Source organism: Flavobacterium sp. ALD4, assembly GCF_002836475.1.
Lineage (GTDB): Bacteria > Bacteroidota > Bacteroidia > Flavobacteriales > Flavobacteriaceae > Flavobacterium.
The window spans coordinates 153,153-178,846 of sequence record NZ_PJBJ01000028.1 but is presented as its reverse complement, the minus strand read 5'-3'; the positions used below and the strand labels follow the sequence as shown (position 1 = coordinate 178,846).

Below are 25,694 nucleotides of genomic sequence, written 5' to 3'. Positions count from 1 at the left end.
TTTAAATTAAATCAACTGTTTTAAACCAATTGATTCTTGAAATTGCAATTGACATTGCTTTTTACCATTGCCATTGTCTTGTTACTGCCCTCTGTAAAACAATACCGTTGTAATGGTTTTTAGCGCAATATTCAAATCCAAATAAAAGCTTCTGTGTTTGATATAATACAGGTCGTATTGCAGTTTAATCAGGCTGTCATCAATCGATGCTCCATAGGAATAATTGACCTGTGCCCAACCGGTAAGTCCCGGTTTTATAATATGCCTGGTCTCATAAAACGGCATTACTTCTGAAATTTCTTTTACAAAAAAAGGACGCTCGGGACGCGGTCCCACCACCGCCATATCGCCCTTCAATACATTAAGGAATTGGGGAAACTCGTCGATGCGGGTTTTACGCATAAATTTTCCAAATGCGGTTACTCTGGTATCGCCGTTTGTGGAAAAAACAGCTCCATTACTTTCGGAATCATTCTTCATACTCCTGAATTTCCATATGGAGAACACCTCCCCATCCTTACCGACGCGCTCTTGCGTGTAGAATAATTTCCCTCTATTATCAATGGCATTTCCCACTACGATAAAGGGCATAAAAACCACACAAAAAACCAAACCAAGTAATGATAGCCCTATTTCAATAATCCGAACAATTGATAAATATAATTTATTATGATTGTTCCGGCTAAATGGAAAAAAACGATAAAAATCCCTTTCAATGTATTGTACTGGTATGCGATGGGTCTTACTTTCATAAACCTGCGTGTATTCCCGAATCAGCTTTCCGGATTCCAGCATCTGAATCAATTGCTGGTACAGTTCAGCGGTAATCCCGGCTGTCTCCTGAGAAGCAATCACAATTTCGGAAACGCCATTTTTTTTGACAAATGAAGCCAAATCATTTTTGTTTATGGGCTCCACATAATGATGGTGCTTCAAGTCAATGCTTTTCGTGGTATCAGCACTCACATAGCCAATTATTTTATAATGTGGGTCAATGCTTTCCAGTCCCAGAATCAATTCTTCCACTTGCTCCCGGTCGCAAATCAAAACGGCGTTCTGAAGAAAGCGATTGCTCGCCAGAAAGCGAACATAAAACAGCCTCCATAAAATTAGGGTTACAAATACAACAACATAAAACGCCAGAATCTGAAGCCGATTCTTAGGCAATTCTGGTGAAAAAACCGGAGTTAGCAAATATACCAAGACGGTGGTAGACACGGTAAGCAAAGTGCTTTTTAAAATTTGGAATTCATTGCTAGCTACTTGAAGGTCGTACATCTCGAAAATAGCTCCAAAAACATTGATATAGATGGCCAGAACTAGCACCACATAAAAATTGGAAACAGAGGCTTGCAAATAGTCCAAATCGAAGCCATTACCTATCGAGTACAAAGCTGCCAAAACAAACAAAACATCAAAGAAACGAAGAATCATTTTCCGTTCTGAGATTTCAAAATGCATTTTTTTATTGGACATTACTTTTATAGATTATCCTCGCAATTTAGTGCTTTTGAGCTCATGTCATTCTAAAAAATGTTAAATATTTTAAGAAGCTTCTTTTTTATTTAAATACCGAATCTCTGTAATAATGGAGAAACAACTATACTGTAGAGCAAAATATGGAGAATGTACGCTACATTCTAACTCCCTTTAGGGTCGTGTTAAAAACATTGATCTCTGAATACTGAACACTGATTGCTAAATACTCATCACTCTTCTTCTTTCAATTTCTCAGGGCTCCCTAACTGCAAGTTCAATAAAGACAACGAATACACAAAAGCGGGTACGGCCAGTCTCATAGCTGCATGGTTAATCGTCAAAAACCAAAAAACTACAAAACACAACAAAAACATATTGAACTTATTTTCTAAATACAAAACTAGTGGAGTAACTATAAGAATTAACAAGCCTAAAACACCGAAAGAACCATGCTCCGCAAGCATTCGTGTAATTTCATCGTGAGACAAAACATCATCTCCAGTTGAAATCGTTCTAAGCTCATATCCTCTGCCGACTCCTACCCCAAAAATAGGGTTTTGCAAAAACAAATCAATCTCATCCATGGCAATATCTTCTCGACCTGTAAATTTACTTTCTTTTTGTTCTCCATTAGCATTTTGATTGGCATATCGATTATTAATTAATCCACTTGTTTGCGAAACGGTGAAAATCCATCCAACAGATAGCGTAAATCCAATAAGGATCATAATATAACTCAATTTTACACGGCCTTTAAAATTTGATTTTTGATATAAAAACAATAACAATAAGCCAAGCATTAGAATTCCTGTAATCATTCCTCCTCTTGAAAACGTTACCAATCCTCTGTAACCGATACAAAGTGCCAAAATCGCATTAAGCACTACTTGAAAACTCGTTTTTGAGGATAAAATGATTCTGGAAAAAAAAACAAACATTCCCAGCCCAAATATCGTAGCTACCTGATTTGGACCAAACCCACCTGACGCTGCTGAACTCGAGCTGGTACCTGTTATTATTTCTCTAGTACTCGGAGCATGAATAAAAACATAAGTCATACAAGTAACTATCGGCAACCCCATCGCTAATAAAATATCATTTGTATTTTCTAATGAAATTTTACGCCTAAAAGTATATAAAGATGCAATTCCCAAACACACAGGACCAGAGATATTAAACATGATTGTGGTCCTCATGTTAGATTCAAAACTCAAAACAGATGTAGACAATACTAAGCCAGGGACCAACAACAACAAAAAAATCCAATATGGAATTACTCCTCTCGATATCCCTTTATAATACATCCCAATTAAAAGAAAAATAATTACCCCGTATTTTGTAATCTCGTATAAAGGATTCCCTCCTGTCATCCTTAAAAAAACCTCACTCCCTACAATATAAGCTGCTGCTATAAGTACTTCATTATTTCTATTTTGCTTCTTGATGATGTATATAATCCAAAAAAAATACATTCCATACCCTAAAAAAATAGAAATAAAGGGAATAAACTGCACCGTTGCACCAATCGCAACGTGCAAGAAAACCATATTCAAATAAGTAAAATCTTCTTTAATCATTTTTGATTATTTTCTTCTATAATGTAAAAATAAAGTAGTTATTATATTCTCTTCTAAATATCGCTCTTTCACAAGTTTTTGCAAATTTAAACCAAACTGCATCCGACTACTAACCGGTTCATCTATTATTTTACTTAGTTGACATTCTAACTCGTTCGGGTTAGTAGGATTGAATAATAATCCATTTACGCCCTCATTAATAACTTCAGAACAATAGCCAACATTAGTAGAAACCACCGCTAATTTAGCTAAGCCATATTCTAGCAAAGAAACAGGGAACCCTTCTGCTGTAGAGACTAAAACTCCAATTGTGGCTTGTGATAATATGTGAGAAATATCGTTTCTAACATCTATTAAAAAAATGCTATCTTCTAGTTCATTATTTGAAATGTACTCTTTAATATCATCCGAATAACGATCATTATAAATCTTCCCAACACAATGCAAACTCCAACCCAATCGTTGCAGTTGCAATTCTTGAAATGCACTTAAGATAGCCATATGATTTTTCGGTTTTTTTAAATTCGCCAAAAGCACAACACGTTTACCAACTTCTCCTTGCAAAAAAGTTGTCTTAATAACGTCTTCATTTATAGTTGCAAAATTCGGAATGAAAAACACGTTCTTAAAACATAATGTTTTTTTTACCCACTGCTCTAGTTGCAAGTTTACTACAAAAATGGATTCGAAAAATCGCGTACAAATAAACAGTATCCAATTTGACAAAAGTGATTGTTCTACCCGACCTCCATAATGTTCATGCCATATAATTCTAATTCGAGGATAAATTATTTTTAGTAAAAAAGCAATAAAAAAGGAAGTTCCGTGTGCATGTATAGTAGCAATTTTATTTTCCTTTACAAAAGCTTTCAATCTCAAAAGAGCCCTATAATCCAAAGTGTTTTTCCGATTCAAAAACAAATAAGAAATCTGATTGTTTAGTTGACTTTTCAACACCCCTTCTTCCCTAGTTGCAACCAATGCTGAAAGACCAATCCTTTCAGACAAACCATTAGCATAGTTCACAGCCATTCGCTCTGCACCACCTACTGCTAAAGAATCTATTAATTGCAAAACTCTCATCAATCCAGTATTTTTTTTATTTCACTCTCAAAAAACTCGACAGTATATTTTCTAGACCAGACCGTTCCATTCTCCCCCATCATTGCTAATCGTGAAGGTGAACTCAATAACATCTCTATTTGACTACAATCTTTTTCTAAATCCATTTCCAACAGAACTCCTCGGCTTCCATAATCTAACATAAACGGTACACACGAAACCGGAGTCGACAGAGGAATACAACCCCAAAACATACCTTCAGCCACCACTTTTGGCCAACCTTCACTATCTGACGGTAAAACGACAAAATGACTATCTTGGTATTTATTTTTTATTGTTTCTTTAGACTGATTCCCTTTCAACATCACAACACTCTCCAAATCATGCTGTACAATATACTGTTCTAAACTCTGTCTTAAAACCCCGTCTCCATACAATGTCAATTGAACATCATAGCCGCTCTTATAAAACTGCTCTACCAATTGAACAGCGTATAAAGGATTTTTTCCGATGACTAATGTACCTACAAAAACAAAACAAATTGTATTATTCCAATTTCTAGAAAGCGCAGAAACTATCTCAGCCTCTCTGTAGGTTGCGGTAAAAAAAGGGTTGATATTTTTACTGCTTCCTCCCCATTCACCATACACTAAAACTTGCATGTTTCGAGTTAGAAAAGAATTACTAACAATCCACTTTTGCAATTGATAAGTCCAAGGTTGTTTCGCTTTTGGATCCCAATTCCCAGCATACTTAGTCGATTTGGGAGTTTTAGGAAATAGTATTTGTACAATACAACCAAGTAGTCCTATATTACCTGGACAGCGTAAATGAATATGATCTGCTTTTCGCATCGCTTGATATAAAACAAAAAGATTACTCAGAGAATAAAAAAAAGCTTTTAAACCATTAAATAATGTATTTAAATTAAAATCACTTAATTGATAATGTTTTTCAATTTTAAATGGGATTTCAGTAACTAAAAGGCCACGATCATCACCCCATGTAGGGCAACAAAACACGATCTGATCAACATGTTTTTGCCAGATAATCAATTCGTCAATATAGGGACTATAACCAAAAACGCAATTTTGCTTATATATAAATGGGGCCGATGAAATAATTACTAACTTCATTAAATATATCCTTTAGATCCTTTTGTCGAAATAACTATCCCTGGAACACCGAGTACAACTGCGTCATCTTCGATAGAAGAATTTACCATCGAGCAAGCTCCAATAACAACATTATTGCCAATTAGTATTTTGCCCACAACAACCGCATTAACACCAATAAATACGTTATCCCCAATTTCAGGAACACCTCTTTTACTGTCTTCTCCTGATATCCCAATGGTTACACCTTGAGCTACATTACAATTATTTCCAATTATGGATTCTGAATTAATGATGACACCACCAAAATGACCAATATAAAATGAATGACCAATTACAGCCGAGGCTGGTATAGAAATACCAGTCGCTATTTCAATTATTTTCTGCCATAATAAACAACAAAAACGTAATAATTGACGCAAAACAGGAATTTGTACTTTTTTATAAACAAAATAAGCTATTCGATATTGAAAGGCAGCCCAAAACCCTTGAGTAAAAAAAACAATAGAACCAAAACTGCCTCCGTATTTTTTATGCTTTTTATAATCCGAATTTATCAATTGAAATACTGTCATGAGCTACTTCCCTAATAGAGATCTATAAAAATTTATATTCTTTTGTATGATTGTTTCTAGCCCATATTTTTTAATTACAAAATCTTTTGCGCTATTCCCAATCTCAAGTGATTGCAAATTATTTTCAAAAGTCCAAATTATTTTTTTAGCTATATCCTCGGGAACGTGTGGATCACAAAGCAAACCCGTTTCAAAATCTACAATAGTTTCTTTCCCTGGTCCTAACTTTGTAAAAACAACCGTTTTACCCATAGCCATTGCTTCAGGAGCAACAAGCCCTTGTGTTTCCATATGGGATGGAAAAACACAAACTTCAGCCTGAGCATATTTGAGCGGAATATTTTCGTACCCAACTGGTCCGAAAAAAGCAATAGAGTCCGCAATTGACCCCAATTTACAAAGTTCTTTTTCTTTTAGCATTTCAATAAAAGATTCTCCATTAGGAAAAAACCAATCTCTACCGTAAATAACCAAACTAGCCTTAGGAAATTGTTCTTTTACAATTGCAAATGCTCGAACAAGTTCCACTATACCTTTCTTTTTACAAACTGTACCTGCAAAAACGATTTGATGCTGTACAATATCAGTTGCCATTGGTTGAAACAAATTCGTATTGATAGGATATGAAATCAACGCTACCCTTTTGTTTCCATAACTTAAATATTTCTCAGTGTGAGTCTTTACATAGTTGGAAACAGCAATAAAAGCGTCTGTTTTTTTAAAAGATCTTTTTTCTTGCCAACCTTTCCAAACATCAACTTTACGATTTTCTGATTCCGAAAAAAAATGATGGCCGCCATGCAAGCGAATCACATACTTAATCTCTTTTCTTTTTTCTAAAAAAGCAAGTCCAAGCTCGGAAGTTTCAATAATTTGAATTGGTTGTAATTTGTGAATTTGATTAATTTTTTTATTGATTCTACTAAAATTATGCCACCAAGTTAAACCTTTCTTTTGTTCCCTCTTTAATCGATAAATTTTAACTCCTTCTTCTATAACTTCCTCGTCAACTTCCGTATAATTAATACCGATAACACTTACTTGATACCCAAACTCTACTAACGCACCAGCTATTGTTTTAACAAAACTACCTATACCTCCATGTGGATATCCTGCTTTAGGGTATTCATCCGTCAAATAACAAATATGCATATCTATTTTATTGAATAATTGAAAATGGTTTGTCTCCTAAAATGGCCGCATACCTCGAAAAGCTACTGTAATACATCAAATCTAAGCGTATCATAACAATACAATCGCATTCTGAAATGAAAAAAAAGTCTAAAAATGTTTTTAAATGAGATTGATTACTAATAACGTCATTATTGCTAAAATCTACATGTATTGGTTTTCCGGGTAAAACATTAAATTTTGTATACTCTTTTATGTAATCTAAAAAAAAACTACTATCCGAAACTACATAAACTAACTCGCTAGGGCAATCTCCTACCTTTTCATTTATTTGTAGCATAATCTCCCCTATCAAAAGGATTCTTTCTTCTAAATTAAGAATGTTTTGAGTCGTGTCTTTAAAATCTCCCATCAAACTTGTAAAACGTAGATGAAACACTAGTCTTTTAAGAGAAGGTAAAGTTATTAATTCATTTTCTAAAACTATACTTTTGACAAATAATTCAGTAAAATTAGTCCTCCACAATCTTTCATTCTCCTTTTGAGTGTTATTTTTATAAAGAGTAGGTAAATAATCTATATTAGCATACACTAGATAATTTTGAACTTTTGATTTTTTTATTTCATCCAAGGGATTAAAATTAAAATCATTCATCCCATAGATAACTTTAGAGTCAAAAACACTAAAATTCATTTCTCTCTTATCTATATTCCAAGAAACCTCATTTGGCAGTAAAAACTCATTGAGCTCAAAGGGATGGTTGAAATAAATAAAAAAGTCGTATTCCAAAATTTTAGCTGCTTCATAAAATGAAATGATCCCTTTAATCCGATCCAATAGCCCTCCATGTGAAAACAAACCATCACAAAAAAAAATAATTCTTGGCTTGGGAGTTACTATCGGTTTTTTAAAAACTGACAAATAGCGAAATCCTATTCGACTTTTATTAACTATTACTCGGCCTTTATTTTTTATTTTTTTTATCATCCCTATCAGTTAGACACTGTTCTTGTATTATTTTGGCATAGTGCACAAAATAACTTTCTTTTGTAAAATAATCTTGCCATAACAACCTATTTCTTTTCTGCAGTAGTTCGAAGTGGTCATCTGTCAATGCATTATGAAACTCCATTATTTTTTCTACAACAATACCTATTTCATGCTTTTCTATGATTAAACAATGTTCCTTCCAATTTATTTGGCTAGTAAAGGGTAATCTACAATCCGTATTAATTACTATAGGAATTCTCCCCATTGCTAAGGTTTCGTAAAAACGCACTGAGAAATTACCATTCCCACGCATGCAAAAAACATATTGGTTTTCATAAATATTATCATAAAAAGCAATAGAAGTTACTCTTTTATCCTGTTCTGTCACTACACCTGCTCGATACTTTTTTCTGAATATAAAATTAGCAACTATTTCTTTATTACTCTGAATCCTTTTCAAATAAAACTGCCGATAATAACTCGATGGATAAAAATGTTGATAATCAGTAGAATCATTCCCAATAACTCTTATCGCGTTTCCTCTAACAAATAACACAAACTCTTTTATAAATTTTAATGCCCCTCCATTGGCATGACCTACAAATCCAATACGAGGTGATACTGTTTTAGAAAGGACTTTAAATTCCTTATTTAAAAACAATAATGGATCTTCAAAAAAAGGAGACATAATTTCGGTTTGACCATCTAGCTTACTATCAAAACCTCCTAATCGTAATGTAAATAAGTTCTTCCTTTTAATTGTTGTTCCAAAATCACCAGTAGAAAAAAGCAAAACTGGTTTATTATTTTCTAAAGCTGATGAAATAAACGACTTAAGATAATTCTTCTGGTCTCTTGTTTGAAAATACTCAACTGCTAAGGGTAAAATCGCTATATCAGCATTTTCTAAACTATCTTTTAATTCATAAAGTGGAGTTAACTTTTTAAATCCCTGAAATAAAAACTGCAATAAAGGGTGAGTATAACTGGTGTCCTGTAAAGCATCGTAAACGTTGCCTGTATACAATTTTATCATCCTAGTTGATTTTTGCCGTTAACAACACTGCTGCTATTTGCTCACAACTCAATTCCAGTGGATGTTGCACTACAATTCGCAACCATTCTTTTCTATCCTTCGCCACCTCATTTGGTTCTTGAAGCGCAAGTTTTAACTGCTTTAGAATACAATCTTTAGAAGTAATCCATACAACTGCATCTAAATCCCCCATAGACTTAAAATGTTGAAACTTATAAATTGTCTCTACATTCCACTGATCTGAATTAAAATGATTGTATTTAAAATACAAACAAGGTTTATCAAAAACTGCAAAATCATGTGCCATAGTCGATCCTAAATTCAACACTACATCACAATGAAACGCTAAATTGACCAATAGGTCTACATCTCCCAATTGTGGAAAATTACTTCCCCAACCTGTACCGTAATTTTTCCAAATAGGGTCAATAGCTTTTATCAAAATAGGATTCGTGTTTAAAACTTCATCGTAACGATTTGAAAAATCAGCTGGACTTCTCCTAAAAATTACTTGCGCTACATTATTAAAGTCGCTTTGAGTGATGCTTTCAACTACATCTTTAAGATACAGCTGATCGTACGGGGATGTGATAGTATCGTCCCCACTGAAACAAATCCATTTTTTAGAAATATCCAAGTTATAACGCGCCGCAAAAGCTTCCCGACTAATAATCCTTTCTTTTTTAGTATAAAATTCAAATTGCGGTGATCCTGTAACTATGCATTTTTCTGGGGGTATTTCGGGATAAAATAGCCTCATTTCTTTTTTCATATACTCCGACCATACTAAATAGTAATCCGCATCCACAGCCAATCGTGCCTTAGGAAGATTGTCCCAAGAATAAATAGCCGTTACCACTTTAATATTTAAATTTTTAGCGGCGATACAAATTGGCATCAATGCAGTTACTCGTTGATGTGTTATAAAAACAACATCGGGCTGTAGTGCTTTCAATTGTACCCTATACCTGTGTAGAACACTTGAACTCAAAAAAGAAATACTTGTTTTTTCTAACCAGAGAATCCTATTGTACTTTTTTGAAGCCCAAAACCCTATAGTTTGTGAAACCTTTTTCTGAATTGCTTGTTTAAAGTTATTACTTTTAACATTCCAATTAGTTAAAATTGTAGGATTGTCTACTAATTTAGAATTTCGCAACAATCGTGCATAGGTTGCCGCTTCAGTAGTTATCTTAGTACCTACACTTTGCCTTTTTAAGGGGGAGAATTGATATTCAATAGTTATGTCATGTAACTTTTCGACTGATTCAAATGCTTCTTTAGGAAGAGATGACCATACACAAACAGCTGTTTTTTTCTTTAGATTTTTAATAATATCCGAATACAAAAAATTACGTACCCCAACGCCATCGGGCACTAAAAAAAGAATTTTATTTGGATTAATCCTCATTGCTACCCGTATTATTAACTTTTGATTTATCTCTATAGTTTTTATACGTAATTAGTCCTCTAGATGCTTGATTATAAAACAAAAATTCAAAATGTAGTCTAAAAGCGCGAGCAAATTTATACAAAGATTTATTCAATTTTAGTTTAACACTATTCAAATCCAATTCTCTACCCATAACAGATTGACTTCCTTCTACTTGTTTCACGAATTTATTAGCTAAAATCGCAATTTTTGCTTTAGAATTAAATATTCTAATTGCATATTCAGTTTCGCCATAATCTCCTGAAGTATTCTCAAGATAATATCCGAACGTATCATAAAATTTCTTAGTCGTTATAAATGGATGATCACTATACTGATTCGCATTTAATAAAAAGTTTCGAAAAGAAAACTTTGGAATTAAAAAAATATTTTCAGAAATCCCAATTAATTTCTTAAAACTATAACTAGCACTAAACCGAATCATATCTGCTTTTTGATTGTTCAACAGTGCAAAACATTCTGGCAAAATTGTGCATATATCAGAATTTAAAATAAAATCTTCCTGACAATAAATAATATATTTACCCTCACAGGCCTCAATACCCTTATTTATATTTGCAGCCAATCCTTGATTAGTCTTAGATAAAATCAACTTATTTATTTTATATCCTTGTAGTAACTTAATATTTTCAACTTCACTCCCATCGTCGCTTACAACAATTTCATAATCTGAAATTTGAATTTTTTCTATTCCTTCTAAACACTCCATTAAATCTAATGGCCTATTGTAATGTGTTATTAGAAAACTAATTAGTTTTTTATTCTTTTTCATTACTAATTTTTATCTAAGTGAATTATATCTTTTTCTGCGAAGCATTAAAAAAACCTAATTTATAAGCAAGAGATTCTATAAACATAGTAAGTTATTCATAACTGACCCTTTAACTTGATTCTTTTATAAATATTTTTATAAGGAATTAAAAAAAACTCGCTAAAATACTATATATGTAATCTGTTTTTTTACCTATTATCTTATAATTTAAAAAAGTTATTCAAAATTCTTGCTGCAAACGACCGGTCACCAGCATCATTCATATTTCCGCAAGAAGAAAAAAACTGATCCCCTTCTACTGCATTTTATAATTGTAAATTTCGGGATAAATTTGATGTGCTTTATCAAAATAATCGAACCTTTTTTGTGTTCGTCCACATGGGTGTCATAACAACCATCACTTTTATGTGATTTGCTTTGCAAAGATGCTTTATTTCGTAGTAGTATTTAATATGCAACGGTTTTAATTTGTTAAGTCCTTTTTCATATTCGCATTCGGGTTTTACCCAATGGATAATATCCTAAATGTTCCAATAGCTTTGTTGGCTTTTTTAGGACTAGATATGCAAATAACACGCGCAGTATAAGTTAAGCAACATTTTTAAAATTATTTTGATATTTGCATTTACAAAACGATTCTAATTAAATATCTCTAAACTGTTTTTGGTGATTGAATTGCCAAATATTACTATTCTTTAGTGTTTGTAAAAATAGTTGAGCACTTTTTCCATTGCCATAATTTTCTTTAAAAGACACTACTTCATATAAATCAATACTACTTAATACTTTTAAAATACTTTTTTTATCATAACCTACATTTAAAATAGTCTCACTTGTAGAACGATTTAGTTGTCTTGTTCCAATGTTAATAACAGGTATACCATAATGAGGTGCCTCTCGTATTCCTGCACTACTATTTCCTATAATAAATTGTGCTTTTTTAAGCAATGTTAAAAAATATTCAAATCGTAAGGAAGGAAAAACTCGAAATCTTTTGTTACTTTTCAATTTTTCATACGCTTTGATAATAGCAGTACTTCCCAAATCATTGTTAGGAAAAATCACAATATAATTATGATGATCCTCTAATAAAGAATCCACAAAATCAGCAACGTATTTCTCTATGTATTGAGCTTCGGTAGTCACAGGGTGAAACATTACTATTCCGTACTTTTCAAATTCAATTTCATAATATTTCTTAACTTTTTTAATGTCTGGCAAATCCGATGAAAACATAATATCGAAATCAGGTGAACCTATTGTAAAAATCGAATCTGCTAATTCTCCCATTTGAATTAATCTGTTTTTTGCCATCTCGTTAGAAACAAAATGCACATGGCTCATCTTACTTGTAGAATGACGTATTAGCTCATCAATTGTACCCGAAACCTCACCTCCCTCAATGTGTGCTACTAAAATATTATTTAAAGAACCAACTATAGCTCCAGCCAAGGCTTCCACACGATCTCCGTGTATGATAATCATATCTGGCTCACATTCTTTTACATAACTGGATAACCCTTCGATAGTTTTGGCTAAAGTCAAGTCCATAGTCGTCTCATGGGTATGATTTTCAAATGTATATACGTTTTTATAATTACATCTTTCAATTTCAATCACTGTATAGCCGTATTCTTGTTGTAAATGCATTCCAGTGACAAAAACATGAACGAAAAAAGCATCGTCCTCCTCAAGAGCTGTTATTAGTGATTTTATCTTACCAAAATCAGCCCGTGTACCAGTTAAAAAAAGAATGTTTTTAGGCTTATTCAAAATCTATAAAATCAAGTTGCTCATCATTTCCAATATTCCTTACAGCCACTTTACCAATTACGTAATTAAAATGTTCCGCCAGAATTTTACCTGTCCCCGGGCGTTTTACCCATATATTATCTTTAGTCAAAACTTCTCCTTTTCCAACTGCTTTTATGCTACAAACCGTTGCAAAAGCAAAATCAATCGTTACCTGCTCTTCTATCACTGGTTCTTTAATCCCGCCACGCATCTGCGCCAATTCAGCACTATTGACAATCAGTTCACGAGTTGCTTGTTCATCCATACTACAAATAATATCTGGTCCAGTTCGCTTCATATGATCGGTAAAATGACGTTCTAAAATAGAAGCTCCTAAGGCTACTGCCCCTAAACAAGCATTATTATTTAGTGTATGATCCGATAAACCGAAAACTTTATTCGGAAAAGCATTATGCATTTCCATCATAGCCCCTAATCGAACCAAATGTATTGGTGTAGGATATAAATTAGTTGTATGCAACAAGGCTACTGGAACATTGTACTTATTAAATATCGCTAATGCTTTGGTTATACTTGCAATAGTATTCATCCCAGTACTCAAAATAACTGGTTTCCCAAAACAAGCAATGTGTTCTAACAACGGATAATTATTACATTCGCCGGAACCAATTTTGTAAGCGGGGACGCCGAATTTATTAAGTCTATCTGCCGCAGCTCTTGAAAAAGGGGTTGATATAAAAATCATTTTTTTACTTTCTACATACTGCTTTAGAGCTAGTTCGTCTACTTCATTTAAAGAGCAACGTTCCATAATTTCATATATGGAAACATCCGAATTTCCTGGAATCACTTTTTTAGCCGCACCACTCATTTCATCTTCAACAATATGCGTTTGGTGTTTAATCATTTCTACTCCTGCTTGATGGGCTGCATCAACCATCTCCTTTGCTATTCGCAAAGACCCTTCGTGATTAATTCCTATTTCGGCAATGACTAAAGGAGGATAATCTAATCCTATTTTTCGTCCGGCAATTTCTATGTATGGATTCATCAATTGAGTTAAGAATTATGGTTTTTAAAAAGATACGCTGCGTAATCTAAATCCGCTTGGGTATCGATGTCAACAGTCGCAAAAATATGATTTACTTCGAAAGGAAACGCGTTTTCTGTTATAATTTTATGTTCTAAAATGGCTTTTGCTTTAGTGATATACAACAATCCATTTTCATAATACAATGGCTCCAAATCCTGACTGCGTTGCCCCAATTCATAATTATAAGGTATAAAAGTCTGGTGGTCTATTCTTCCTAATTTCTGGTGATTTCGGGTAACGGTAAACAAACTATCACAATTATTATTTTCATAATATTCATAGGCTTCTTTCAACAAATTATCTGGTCGTAAAGGATTTGTAGGTTGTAGCAAAATGACAGTTTCAACAGCAGTTTCAATAGATTCTAAAACATGTTTCAATGCTGAGATTGTAGGTTCGTGATCATCAGAAAGTGTTTCAGGTCTATCAATAACTTTTGCTCCATAACGTAATGCCACTTCTTTTATAGATGCATTGTCTGTCGAAACATAAATTTCGTCCACAATAGCGGGGTTCTTTTGCGCATATAAAATAGAATGTGCGAGTAAGGGAATTTCTCCAAACTGCATCACATTCTTATTTGGTAATCGCTTCGATCCGCCACGAGCGGGGATAATAACTATTGTTTTACTCATAAATACTACATCTATTTGTAAAATCTTTCAAAAATAAGGGCTTTATTTCTGCTAATTCTTTCTCTGATTTATCCCACCAATTTAAAGCTTCAATTTCGGTTATAATGGCATCTGAAAATCGCTTTCTGATAACTCTTGCAGGAACGCCCGCAACTATTGAATAAGGCAAAACGTCTTTTGAGACTACAGCTCCTGCCGCTAAAATAGCACCATTACCCACAGTCACGTTGCCTACAATAATTACACCATGACCAATCCAAACATCATTACCGATAACAATTTTATTATTCTCTTTTAATTGTTTTAATTCACCATTAAACAAATTAGAGTTAATATAAGTGCTCATAAATGAGATAGGATGATTGGTGGCATGCAAAGCTACATCCGCACCTAATTGGCAGTACTTACCTATTGTAATATCGCCTCCCAATAAATTATTATATCCTAAGGTAGTTGCATAACCTATTTTTATAATTCCCGAAAAATTGCAACGGTCAGGCACTGCATTTTTACCACCGAAAGTAACATTTTGAAGGCCTCTTGAGAAGCCCGAAAGTGTTACCCCATCTTTCTTATCAACGGTATTTAAAAAATAGAGCAGTATTTTTTTTATAAAATTTCTCATTTAATAGTCTTGAGCTTCTTCTTTGGTTAATCCTTTATATTGTAAAAACAATTTCCAAATGGGTTTATAAGTCAGTAATTTAAAAATATTTTTTTTCCAATCAACAAAATATACCGAAGCTTTTGTATTTGACAAAAAGGTTGGTTCTCCAAATGGAATTCTTGAATCTTTATTATTTTTCAACATACTTTCCATCCAAGGCTCCAAAACGTTGCCCATATGGCACGTATAATTTCCTTGTGTTGACAACCTCCAATATCCTAGATCATTGACAGGCTGATCTAAAAATAAAGATTCACTACTGCCTCCTAATGCAAACGAACTGTATTTGTTTTCTAATAAATCGAAAACTGTTCCCCTGTATGTAGCCACAAAATGTCCTGCTCCTATTACTGCTTTTGTTGTACCATTAGAAATTGTTAAGTATTTCTTTAAATGCGTAGCGTTATAAAATTTTATATTACCAATACTTTTGGCAAATAATGCCATAGCATTTGGATGAAGTACATTTGTAAAGCCTAGTTTAGATGAAAATAATTGAGCAACCAACACATTAGCTGTATCTTGTTTTAAAACTCTTGATGAAGGAGTTGTACTCACTACCCCAGTTTTAGGAAATGCTTCAAACACCTCATAGGTCGCCTTTTGCCAATCATTCAAAAACAATACATCGGCATCAGAAATTGTTATTAAAGGAAAGTGTTGCCCTGTAACACCTTTCAAAATAGCATTTAATTTACCTATATTGGTGGTGTGAATAAGTTCATCAATTTTATTTTCTTCATACAATTGGTTTAAATAGCCCACAACCTTATCACAACTTCCATTATTAACTATTGTAAAATAGGTTTTGGTATGGCTCGTTTTAAAAAGGGAATTTAAGCAATACTGCAAAATAATGAAACTGTCCTTAAAATACTCCTCTTGATTGGGGATATAAACAGGTACAATTACCTGGTGAAAAAACTCATTAGGCTCTTGGATCTTATCTTTATTGGGGTTGAATCCTACTCGCATTTTTTTAATGTCTTTGAGAATGAAAGGTATCTATTTTATCTAAAATCTCCTCATCAATGCTAATATCAAATTTCCTTGCAAACAATTTCGAACTAGGTTGAGAACTTAATTCTTCAAAATCTGCAGAAGTAAATGTAACTGGCAAAGCACAATTCTTTTTTTCCCAGTTAGCATACGAAAGAAATGGCATGATTTTAATATCATTTTTCTTCTCCACTAAATACATAATAATTGACTGAAAAAACATTTCATCTGGTAATAATGAATATACATGATAGTCGACATAATCAGGATTTTTCACAACAAAGTCGATAACTTTTTCAGTCGTTTGTGTTGTCAAAGCCCACCATTGGCTTCCTCCATAAGGTTTAATATATGTAGGAAATTCTCTTTTCTTTAAAATTTTTAAAATAAAATCAAATCGACCCGCTTTTATCAATCTATAAATTTTCTTAAAAGTCTTTTTTGCAAAAAAATCAGATTCCAGAATAGAACCAATTTGTACAAAATCTTCCTTTTTGCCAGAGAGATTAAATTTATATCTTGTAACTCTATCTATTGACCAATACTTTGTTGGCAGAGGAAAAATGTCTATAAAATCTTTCCCAATATTTGTTTTAAAATACAGATTAATATCATCATTAGATTTAATAGGATAATCCTGACCGCTTAACAGCACGCAATAACCACTCCTTTTATCTCTTAAAATTTGCTTTAAGGCATTTAAAGTCGCAACAACAATTCCTAAATCTCCCCAAATTCCCTCTTTACGCTCAGTAACAAAGCTTACATTTGGCAAATCAATTAATTCTTCAAAAAAAGTATCGATTAAAACATTTTTATCGATATGCACATAAAAAAAAACATCAGGGCTTGTCAGTTTCTGAATCAATTTTTTCACCTGATTCGGATATCTGTGTGTTAATATTATATAACAGATTTTCATAAAATTTCTTTATGTGTTTTTAATTTCATTCAATAATTTTAGTGATTCAAATAATATCAGGAATGAAAACACGTACTTATGCTGAGATAGTTTTTTAACACATTGATAAAAACAATTATTTTTTTAAGTGCTTTTCTCAAAAGTTTCACTTGCATAAAAAATACGCACCTTCTCCCTCTCAAATATTTTCAACAAACAATAAGTCTGTGGCAAAACTTTTTTCTGATCAAGAGATGTGATTATTTATGAAAAAGTTGTGTCAATGGATTTTATAGTAAATGATTGTTTTACTGACGAAGCTAACTTTCTCATATATTTTAGATTTAGTTTACCTAATAATAAATTATTGAATACAAGTCCTAACCCTTTTGAATATTCTCTAGTCCTTATATAATGAAACTCATTGTACGGAAACCATGAGCCAACCCATAAATGAACACTATGACTTTCTAAGCGGATATATTTTTTAAAATTAGCTATATCGTTTTTACAATTAAACGGAAAAGGATAAAAATAAATCGTTGGATAAATTACAACATTATTAATTTTAACGATATCAATATCAAAACCATTATTATACCCGTATTCAGACCTAAAAATATTAGTGATAATTATTGGTATTACAAGTTCGAACCAATTAATTTCTTTATTAATTTCGACTGAATCATATTTTAAAAGACATTTCTTAATAAGATTATTGTTTTTAATTGCTCCAATTATCGCACAATTTATGTAATTATTATCTTCTGCTCCAAAGAAACAATCATTTATTAAAAAAGAATCAAGTGGCTTCAAAACCAACATATCAGTATCTAAATACAATCCTCCATTTTCATACAAAACTGTAAGTCTAACATAATCGGCTACAAAAGCCCATTTTTTCATTTTATAGGCATGTTGAACGAATGGATGGGACAAGTCTGCATTCTTTTCATTCCACTCAATAATTTTATACTCCGGTAAATGTTTTTTCCAAGATTTAATACAATCTCTAACCAATTCTGGTTTTCTTTTTCCTCCAAACCAACAGTAATGAATAATTTTATTAATCATAGTAATCTAATTTTCTTCAAATCGACTGCAACAGTGTCATTATCTTCATTAAAAATATAATAATTTTGCTTTTTCAACAGATTACACACCGAATTAATATCCTCCACAGATAAACTAACACTTTCAAATTTTAAAATTTTAGGCTTAATTATTTTAAAGTCTATCATTTTTATAACCTCATAATCAAACCCTTCTGTATCTACCTGAAAATAATCTATTTCTTTATTTTTATCATTTTTATTAATTATATTCATTAAGTGATCACACGCCACTAAGACTTCACATATATCTGAAGTTTTAATATTCAATGCTTCATGATGGCTCGGATTAAAAGAGGCTATCCCTTTTGCCCAATCAGGATATTTATCATATGCTTCCTTTTTTACCTTATAGATGGAAAACTCCTTTTGTGTTGGATGAACAGCCTTATTTTCTTTAACAATATTTTCAAATTCTATATAATTAAGAACTAATACATCGAAATATTCTTTTATAGGTTCGATTACTAGACCACTCGATTTTCTATTAACAACTATTTCATATAAAAAATCAAAACTGACCCCATCATTAGCTCCAACTTGAATAAAATTAAAATTTGTGGATTTCGGAAAATTTCTTTCTAACATTCTTCTACTTGAAAATGCCTTTCTTGTAAGGTATTTTCCTCTGCCTAATTTGCGCATAACATTCAACAGAATGAAAATGCAAACATTTTTAAAAAAAATCATATGGTTTTAGTTTGCTTTTTGCGAATAATATAACTTTCCTAAATTAAAAACATTTTCTACAACAATGTTGATAGGCATCCTATTTATAATTATTTCTATATTAATTATTCTACAATGCGGCTTTTGATTTTTAATATAAAAAAAAACTCTGGTTTTATTAGTATGTATTACAAAATTATTGGGGATTTTTAATTACTTTTCACACTCTATATATCAAGTATAGTAAGACTATTTTAACATAAACTTCATAGTAAAATGCAATAATTACAAATTTACTTGTCAATCTAATTAGCTTAGTAAGTATCAAAAATACCGATTCAAAAAATAACGAGGTCGAAAATAAATATTTATTCTTGAGATTGTTTTTTTTTCAACAAAATATAAAGAATTATTCTTTTTGATTGCTTTTTCTAAAAGTTTAACTGCGATTAAATATAAAATAAACGGATTTTTTATTTTCATTCTTTTAAAATTAGCATACATCTTTTTTTCTATCCCAACATATTTCTCTCTTTGTACCGAAAGTCTTTCTTTATTATTATATTCTCTATAAAATGCTAAAGGTTCATTGATATAACACACTTTATGCCTGTAAAACATCCGCTGATAAAAATCTACATCTTCACCTACTTTAATGGTTTCATCAAAGAGTAAATCGGGCTGAAACACTTTCTTCCTGACTAAAGGAGTTGGTGACTTTACGACCCAAGTTCCAAGTGCATTCCAAAAGACATAACCAGAACGTTTATGTACTTTATTTTGTGTTGCACCTATAATATCACCTGTTGGACTCCCGTTTTTATCAACTACGGCTGCGGAAGAGTGGACACAGTCAATTGAAGGGTTTTCAAGCAACACTTTTACCTGCTTTTCAATTTTTGAACTTTCCCATAAATCATCATCATCCAAAAAACCTATATATTCACCCTTTGCCAAATTCACTCCATAATTTCTGGCGGATGATAACCCCCCATTTTCTTTATAAAAATAGTTGCAATTTGAAAATTGAGCACAAATTGATTCTGCATAATTATTGTAAGAACCATCATCAATTACTATTATTTCAATATGCTCATAGGATTGATCAACCACAGATTGAATAGCTTTTCCGAGATATTCTTTTCGATTATATGTGGGTATAATAGCTGAGACTAGTGGTGAAATCATTTTTTCAAGAGTTTAAAAACAAGAAACAAAATCAATCTATAAAAATATTGAACTTTTAAATTTTTGTCAGTTTGAATCTTTTGAATACTTGAAGTATTTAGAAACTCTTTTTTATGATTCCAAATATAGTGTTTTAGATAATGATCAATAAATTGGTCGTACTTTTCGGTTTGAGCAAAATAATTTAAATATTTCGCTTTTTCATAATAGATAGTTTCTAATTTATTCTTTTGCAAATAGGAAGACGTGGATCCCTCATGTCTCCTAAAAAAATTTAAATTTTTATTTAGAAATACAACTGAACTGCTTTGCAACAAGTAAGACCAGAGAAAAATGTCGGAACATAATCTATTTGTAAATAATTCTTTAGGGATTTCGAATTTAGGTTTTCTAAAAACCACACTGCTTCCATTTGTTATATAAGTATTGAAAGGCATTCGATTTAAAAAAACTTTATTATCAATAACTTTACACTCTCCTGTTTCAACATTTAAATCTTTTATTCTGTTAGTTGAATCATAAATAATTTCATCCTTTTCAACGTAATTATTTCCGCAGAACGCAAGAGCTATTTTATCGTTTTGATCTAAAATACACACTAATTCTTCGAGAAAAGTTGGTTCAGAATAATCATCGGTTTCTGCAATCCAAATGTATTTTGTTTCTGCTAGTTCAATTCCTTTATGCCAAGAATAGTATCCACTTCCCGAATTTTTATCGTTAACAATAAAGTGTTTTACTTTAAATTTTGGATTTTTATCTATAAATTTTGTTATAAATTCTACACTATTATCTATCGATTGATCATCTATAATAATCGCTTCCCAATCTTTGTAAGTTTGATTATAAATACTTTCTAAACGCTCCATGAGAAATTCAGCATGGTTGTAGCTTGGTATAATTACAGATAGTTTTGCCATTATTTTCCTTTAAATCGAAGTAGTCTTTTAAAGAACGATTTTGATAACTTTAGTAACATCATTTTTTTCAATATCTTTTTAACCATTAAACCAGCCTGATAACTATTAGATTTACGAGTCTGTTTTAATTTTGTTCTAAAATCCTCATTTGACTCATAAACTCTTGAAATCAAATTAAAAGAAAATTTATAATATTCATCATAATTAAGTATCTTCTTAAAGCTCCCTAATACTTTTAGTTTATTATCATCAATGCCAATAGTTGACATTCTACTATTGGGGTTAATCCTATAATAAGCTAAAGGTTTATCGATGTATCTCGCATTACATCCAGTTTTAAAAAAACTAACCCAAACTACCCAATCTTCCTGCGCTGAAAGATCCTCAGGAAAACGAATATTTTCAAATAATACAGCATCAAAAAAACCACATTGTATTTGAAGCGAAAAAGAAACATTCCACTGAAACAAGAACCCTTCGAGATTGAAAAAATCTTTATCTAAAACGCAAAATGGCGGTGATGAAACACTTGGACTATCTGCAATCATTCTGAAGTTAGAAATAACTATTTTTACATTATCATTTTTATGCGATTCCATTTGATGCAATGATAACTCTAATTTTTTGTCATCTAAGACATCGTCAGAATCCAAAAACTGAAGGTACTCCCCTTTGGCTTTTTCAATCCCTAAATTTCTGGCGCTACTTACACCTCCGTTTTCTTTATATAAATAAATAAAACGTGAATCCTTGTCTGCCCATTTTATAGCTACTTCCTCTGTTTTATCAGGACTTCCGTCATTAATAATCAAGCACTCCCACTTTTCATAAGTTTGATTCAAAACAGATTGCAATGCCTCGTCCAAGTATTGCACCTGTTTATAGCACGGAATGATGATTGAAACTAATGGATACATTTATTTAGTTATTTACTACTTTAAAAAAAACATCATATTCATGTGCTATCACATTAGCATTAAATTTTTTTTTCTTCTCAAAATAAATTTTTGAATTAAAATATTTCTTCTTTTTCAAATCTAATAACCTACTAAACAACTCATCATAATTCTTTTCTTCGATATCCAACACTGGAAAATTGAAATAATCTGCAACTTCTGTTAAATTTCCTATTTTAGGTATTATCATTGGTTTATCAAAAGTTAACCCCAAAAATAGATTTCCTGAGTTCAGGTTTTTTATTCGTGGTATTATCATCAATGACGATTTTTTCACTAAATCTACCATATAGCTATAATCTAAAAACTTATAGCCGAAAAAATACTGGCTCTTATGCAGAGGATAGCAAAATATTTTCTCTGCCACTTTATTATACGTTTTCCTAAAACGATAAGGAAAAAAAGTAGGCATGTTTACAAATTGAAACATATTGGGAATTATTAATAATTTATTTTTTACAGGAATTTTCTTGAAAATTTTAAAAATTAATTTTACTTCTTCAATAGATCTGATACAACCTATAACTGCAACAACATATTTATCCTGAAAATTTAATTGAAATCTACCTTGAAAATCCGCAGTTTTACAATCATAAATTAGGCTTTCATACAATGGGTGATATATTACGGTATGTTTACAATGAGTAGAAAAAAGATGTTTATATTTTTCTAATGAATAGTTCCCTAAATGAATAACACCATCAACATATTCTTGTATCAACTTAAATAAGCCTATAAATTCATTCTTTTTATCATAATGGGATTCATAATCATTCAATGTCAAAACTACTTTTGAATGTTGCTTCCACAATACTAATACTTTCTCAAAGTCCTTTAATTGGTGCTCATTTGGTAAAATCCAATCAAAAATAGATTCTGGAAACTGTATATTTACAATATCATATTTCGTATTATATTCTTTTAAATTCCCAAAGATGAAATTACAATTAGAATTTGAAATAATTTCATCAAAATAAACATTTCTATCTTTTTTATGTGGCACAAATACCTTCATAAGTTTTTACTGTTTTTCTTTTAATTTTTTTAAAAATAAATTCAAATACAATTATTTTATTGAATTTAAACTTAAAAAATTCTCCATTTAAAATCCTTGCACTTTGAAAAAAAGGAATATTACACAAAAGATCATGTAATTTAGCATGAGTAAATTTTTTTAACTTATTTGAATCAATCCGAAAATGAACTTGCAAAAAATGAATAAACAAAAACAAACTTTTTACTTTTAATTTAATTTCACTCAAATTAGATGATTGAGAAGATATATTAATACCACTTAGCCTCCAATAAACGGTAGCCTGTTTAATATTACAAAAACCCTTTTTTTCGCTAAAAACTAACCACGTTGCATAATCCGAAAACCAAGCTAGTGGAAAATCGACAAAACCATTGTTCTGACTATAAATAGCTCTACTAAACACAAATTCACTCGCTGTAATAGTTTCTTTTAATAAAAACATTCTTTCTAATAAATCATTTGCAGATTCATTAATCCTATGCTCAAAATTATCACTTTGAAATTTCCCATCGCTATCTATAACCCTAAGATTAAACCGGATTAAATCGACATCCCTTTTATTGTCTTGTATAAAAGCATTAAACTCTTCAACTACATTTTCTCCCAGTACATCATCATCACCTAAAATCATAAGCCACTCTTCATCTTCAGACAAATCTATGCAACGCTCCCATTGTTGGGTTAAAGATATTCCACCAAAATTAACCTCAAAACGATGGTACGCACAATCAAATTTTTCTTTATATTTATCTAACACAAAAACAGGACTATCCGGACTAGCATCATCACCAATATAAACTTTAAAATGCTTATTAGTTTGCTTAGCTAAAGATGCTAAAGTTTCCTCAAAAAAAGTACTTTTATAGTAAGGAATAACTATTGCTAACATTTATTTAATGAATTTATTTAGTAATGCTTTATACATCTTCTTAGAATCAATATTGATAATGTTTTGTGAATGATTTAAACTATACTTAGCAATAAAATCATTAATGGAATCACTTGGTAAAAAAGACAATTCATTCCATTCTTCTGGGGTAATTGGGTGAATGTTTTTAACTGTAGAGTAATTAGACGCCGATAATGACTTCCAAAACTCAAAATAATTTTGAGTATCAAAATCATCTCTATGTCCCCAATTTGTAATTTTATCTTGAATTTGATCTTCAGATCTTGCCCATGATTGATGAATCACATTTATATTTGAAAAATGATTCCTAATTTCCTTATTACTTCTAGTATGTACATTATAGGATTGATTTGTAATAAAAGGGAAAAACTCTTTATTATCAATAAATAAATAACCATTTGACACTTCTTTGTATAGGGTAATCCATCTCCCTTGAATACAAATTGGTGTAATTTTAGGAAATAAATTTAAATACCAATATTTGTTTAAAAATTTAGCGACTACTTTAAAATCGTATATATATTCATCAACATCCAATTGGATTTTCCAACCATATCCTAGTTTTTTTAAAACCATATTTCTTTCCCTTGATTCACATTCCATGGGAGTTAAAGAGGGTATATAAAAATTATCAAAATAAAATTTAATAATATTTCTTCGATCAAAAGCCTTAATTTCATCAAAAAAAGAATCAGGAATTTCAAATTGATTTCCACTCCATGTATTTCGCTCTACATCAATCCCTACAACAATCATATCTACATAGTTATATAACTGTTTTACTGATGTCAAAAACATATTATAATCATATGACAATAAATAACCTACATTAATCATTTATTCATTCCTTTAATATTTAGTCTTTTTTTAACAATATAATAAACATATGCATTGAAACTATATAAAAATAAATTTCTAGGATAATTAATATGAAAATAAGATACGTATTTAGGAATAATTCTAAATAAATTATTATTTCTCATAAAACTATCAACTTTTTTCTCAAATAATTCACCTCCATACTCGGGGTATCTTTCAGAATCTTTATTAGTTTGATTATAAATTTTATCTTTGAATTGCTTTACCTTAATTAGATAACATTGATCTGAAAAGCCAAAACTAACAAAAAAATTATCGCTTTCAAAAAAAGACTCTGCTTCCACTTCTTCAATTTTTCCATTCCAGATAGGATTTGCAACAAGGTATTCTTCATTTAAACTTAGCATATTAACTGAATCAGATATCCAATCAAAATCTGAATTAAGCATAAACGAATCACTTGAAAAATGCAAAAGAAAATCAGTTTCGCATAAATATATGCCAACTAATTCTGAAATAGAATAATTATACCCCCCATTAAAAGAGTTTTCATCTAAATCAAAATGTTTTAATGCACTTTCTGCATAATCATCTACTATATAAAATTCATCAATTACGCCTTCATCGACTTTTATTTTTGCGTATTTAAGTACTTCTTTTAGATTATTAACATTATTAATATATACTACTTTCTTAAAAAAAAAATGATTGCAATTGGATATTATTTTTTCAAGAAAATCTCCCATCAAAATATACTTCCAATCATTTTCATAGACTTTAATTTCAAAAGTTACACGACAATTAGAATTAATATTTCCCATTTAAAAAATTTATTATATAAAT

General features: G+C 31.1%; 25 protein-coding genes. All 25 read right to left on the bottom strand.

The genetic code is table 11. The features are described from left to right. Positions 1–81 precede the first annotated feature (81 nt). Positions 82–1,476: a sugar transferase gene (locus CXF59_RS07240; RefSeq protein ID WP_198554649.1), complete on the bottom strand. Its 1,395-nt coding sequence runs from the start codon at positions 1,474–1,476 to the stop codon at positions 82–84. 233 nt (positions 1,477–1,709) lie between these two features. Then, complete coding sequence (locus CXF59_RS07235; protein ID WP_101137155.1) at positions 1,710–3,056, bottom strand: O-antigen ligase; 1,347 nt, start codon at positions 3,054–3,056, stop codon at positions 1,710–1,712. Between the two features lie 6 nt (positions 3,057–3,062). Continuing rightward, entirely contained in the window at positions 3,063–4,139 is a 1,077-nt protein-coding gene (locus CXF59_RS07230) for a glycosyltransferase (RefSeq protein ID WP_101137154.1), read from the bottom strand. After that, positions 4,139–5,254: a glycosyltransferase family 4 protein gene (locus tag CXF59_RS07225; protein WP_101137153.1), complete on the bottom strand. Its 1,116-nt coding sequence runs from the start codon at positions 5,252–5,254 to the stop codon at positions 4,139–4,141. Before CXF59_RS07225 ends, CXF59_RS07230 begins: the two co-directional genes overlap by 1 nt. Beyond that, positions 5,254–5,808 (bottom strand): serine O-acetyltransferase, encoded by a 555-nt coding sequence (locus tag CXF59_RS07220; protein WP_101137152.1) that lies wholly within the window; start codon positions 5,806–5,808, stop codon positions 5,254–5,256. Before CXF59_RS07220 ends, CXF59_RS07225 begins: the two co-directional genes overlap by 1 nt. A 3-nt stretch (positions 5,809–5,811) precedes the next feature. Then, complete coding sequence (locus tag CXF59_RS07215; protein WP_101137151.1) at positions 5,812–6,960, bottom strand: glycosyltransferase family 4 protein; 1,149 nt, start codon at positions 6,958–6,960, stop codon at positions 5,812–5,814. A gap of 7 nt (positions 6,961–6,967) precedes the next feature. Then, positions 6,968–7,927: a hypothetical protein gene (locus CXF59_RS07210; protein WP_101137150.1), complete on the bottom strand. Its 960-nt coding sequence runs from the start codon at positions 7,925–7,927 to the stop codon at positions 6,968–6,970. Further along, the gene (locus CXF59_RS07205; RefSeq protein WP_101137149.1) at positions 7,905–8,966 is read right to left on the bottom strand and encodes a hypothetical protein; all 1,062 of its coding nucleotides are present in this window, start codon (positions 8,964–8,966) and stop codon (positions 7,905–7,907) included. Before CXF59_RS07205 ends, CXF59_RS07210 begins: the two co-directional genes overlap by 23 nt. Before the next feature lies 1 nt (position 8,967). After that, positions 8,968–10,377 carry a hypothetical protein gene (locus CXF59_RS07200; RefSeq protein ID WP_101137148.1) on the bottom strand — a complete coding sequence of 470 codons (1,410 nt, stop codon included), beginning with the start codon at positions 10,375–10,377 and terminating at the stop codon, positions 8,968–8,970. Further along, complete coding sequence (locus CXF59_RS07195; RefSeq protein ID WP_101137147.1) at positions 10,367–11,191, bottom strand: glycosyltransferase family 2 protein; 825 nt, start codon at positions 11,189–11,191, stop codon at positions 10,367–10,369. The genes CXF59_RS07200 and CXF59_RS07195 overlap by 11 nt, the downstream gene beginning before the upstream one ends. 642 nt (positions 11,192–11,833) lie before the next feature. Beyond that, entirely contained in the window at positions 11,834–12,964 is a 1,131-nt protein-coding gene (gene neuC, locus CXF59_RS07190) for a UDP-N-acetylglucosamine 2-epimerase (RefSeq protein WP_369828541.1), read from the bottom strand. Beyond that, positions 12,957–13,997, bottom strand: a complete 1,041-nt coding sequence (locus CXF59_RS07185; RefSeq protein ID WP_101137145.1) for an N-acetylneuraminate synthase family protein — start codon at positions 13,995–13,997, stop codon at positions 12,957–12,959. Before CXF59_RS07185 ends, neuC begins: the two co-directional genes overlap by 8 nt. An 8-nt stretch (positions 13,998–14,005) precedes the next feature. Further along, positions 14,006–14,674, bottom strand: a complete 669-nt coding sequence (locus tag CXF59_RS07180; RefSeq protein ID WP_101137144.1) for a cytidylyltransferase domain-containing protein — start codon at positions 14,672–14,674, stop codon at positions 14,006–14,008. Then, complete coding sequence (locus CXF59_RS07175; protein WP_101137143.1) at positions 14,667–15,299, bottom strand: CatB-related O-acetyltransferase; 633 nt, start codon at positions 15,297–15,299, stop codon at positions 14,667–14,669. The genes CXF59_RS07180 and CXF59_RS07175 overlap by 8 nt, the downstream gene beginning before the upstream one ends. Next, positions 15,300–16,316, bottom strand: a complete 1,017-nt coding sequence (locus CXF59_RS07170) for a glycosyltransferase family A protein (protein ID WP_101137142.1) — start codon at positions 16,314–16,316, stop codon at positions 15,300–15,302. Between the two features lie 4 nt (positions 16,317–16,320). Next, positions 16,321–17,262, bottom strand: coding sequence for a beta-1,6-N-acetylglucosaminyltransferase (locus CXF59_RS07165; RefSeq protein ID WP_101137141.1), 942 nt, complete (start codon positions 17,260–17,262; stop codon positions 16,321–16,323). Between the two features lie 243 nt (positions 17,263–17,505). After that, positions 17,506–18,315, bottom strand: a complete 810-nt coding sequence (locus tag CXF59_RS07160) for a glycosyltransferase family 32 protein (RefSeq protein WP_101137140.1) — start codon at positions 18,313–18,315, stop codon at positions 17,506–17,508. After that, positions 18,312–19,043 carry an FkbM family methyltransferase gene (locus CXF59_RS07155; protein WP_101137139.1) on the bottom strand — a complete coding sequence of 244 codons (732 nt, stop codon included), beginning with the start codon at positions 19,041–19,043 and terminating at the stop codon, positions 18,312–18,314. Before CXF59_RS07155 ends, CXF59_RS07160 begins: the two co-directional genes overlap by 4 nt. A 303-nt stretch (positions 19,044–19,346) precedes the next feature. After that, on the bottom strand, positions 19,347–20,210 hold the full coding sequence (locus CXF59_RS07150; RefSeq protein ID WP_101137138.1) for a glycosyltransferase family 2 protein: 864 nt from the start codon (positions 20,208–20,210) through the stop codon (positions 19,347–19,349). Continuing rightward, positions 20,207–21,130, bottom strand: coding sequence for a glycosyltransferase family 2 protein (locus CXF59_RS07145; protein ID WP_101137137.1), 924 nt, complete (start codon positions 21,128–21,130; stop codon positions 20,207–20,209). Before CXF59_RS07145 ends, CXF59_RS07150 begins: the two co-directional genes overlap by 4 nt. Next, a complete protein-coding gene (locus tag CXF59_RS07140; RefSeq protein ID WP_101137136.1) occupies positions 21,130–22,047 on the bottom strand; it encodes a glycosyltransferase family 2 protein in 918 nt (305 codons plus the stop codon). Before CXF59_RS07140 ends, CXF59_RS07145 begins: the two co-directional genes overlap by 1 nt. A 4-nt stretch (positions 22,048–22,051) precedes the next feature. Then, complete coding sequence (locus CXF59_RS07135) at positions 22,052–23,101, bottom strand: hypothetical protein (RefSeq protein ID WP_101137135.1); 1,050 nt, start codon at positions 23,099–23,101, stop codon at positions 22,052–22,054. Beyond that, positions 23,079–24,011 (bottom strand): glycosyltransferase, encoded by a 933-nt coding sequence (locus CXF59_RS07130; protein WP_101137134.1) that lies wholly within the window; start codon positions 24,009–24,011, stop codon positions 23,079–23,081. The genes CXF59_RS07135 and CXF59_RS07130 overlap by 23 nt, the downstream gene beginning before the upstream one ends. Then, the gene (locus tag CXF59_RS07125) at positions 24,012–24,869 is read right to left on the bottom strand and encodes a hypothetical protein (RefSeq protein WP_101137133.1); all 858 of its coding nucleotides are present in this window, start codon (positions 24,867–24,869) and stop codon (positions 24,012–24,014) included. After that, positions 24,866–25,672, bottom strand: a complete 807-nt coding sequence (locus tag CXF59_RS07120; protein WP_198554648.1) for a hypothetical protein — start codon at positions 25,670–25,672, stop codon at positions 24,866–24,868. The genes CXF59_RS07125 and CXF59_RS07120 overlap by 4 nt, the downstream gene beginning before the upstream one ends. Positions 25,673–25,694: the final 22 nt, after the last annotated feature.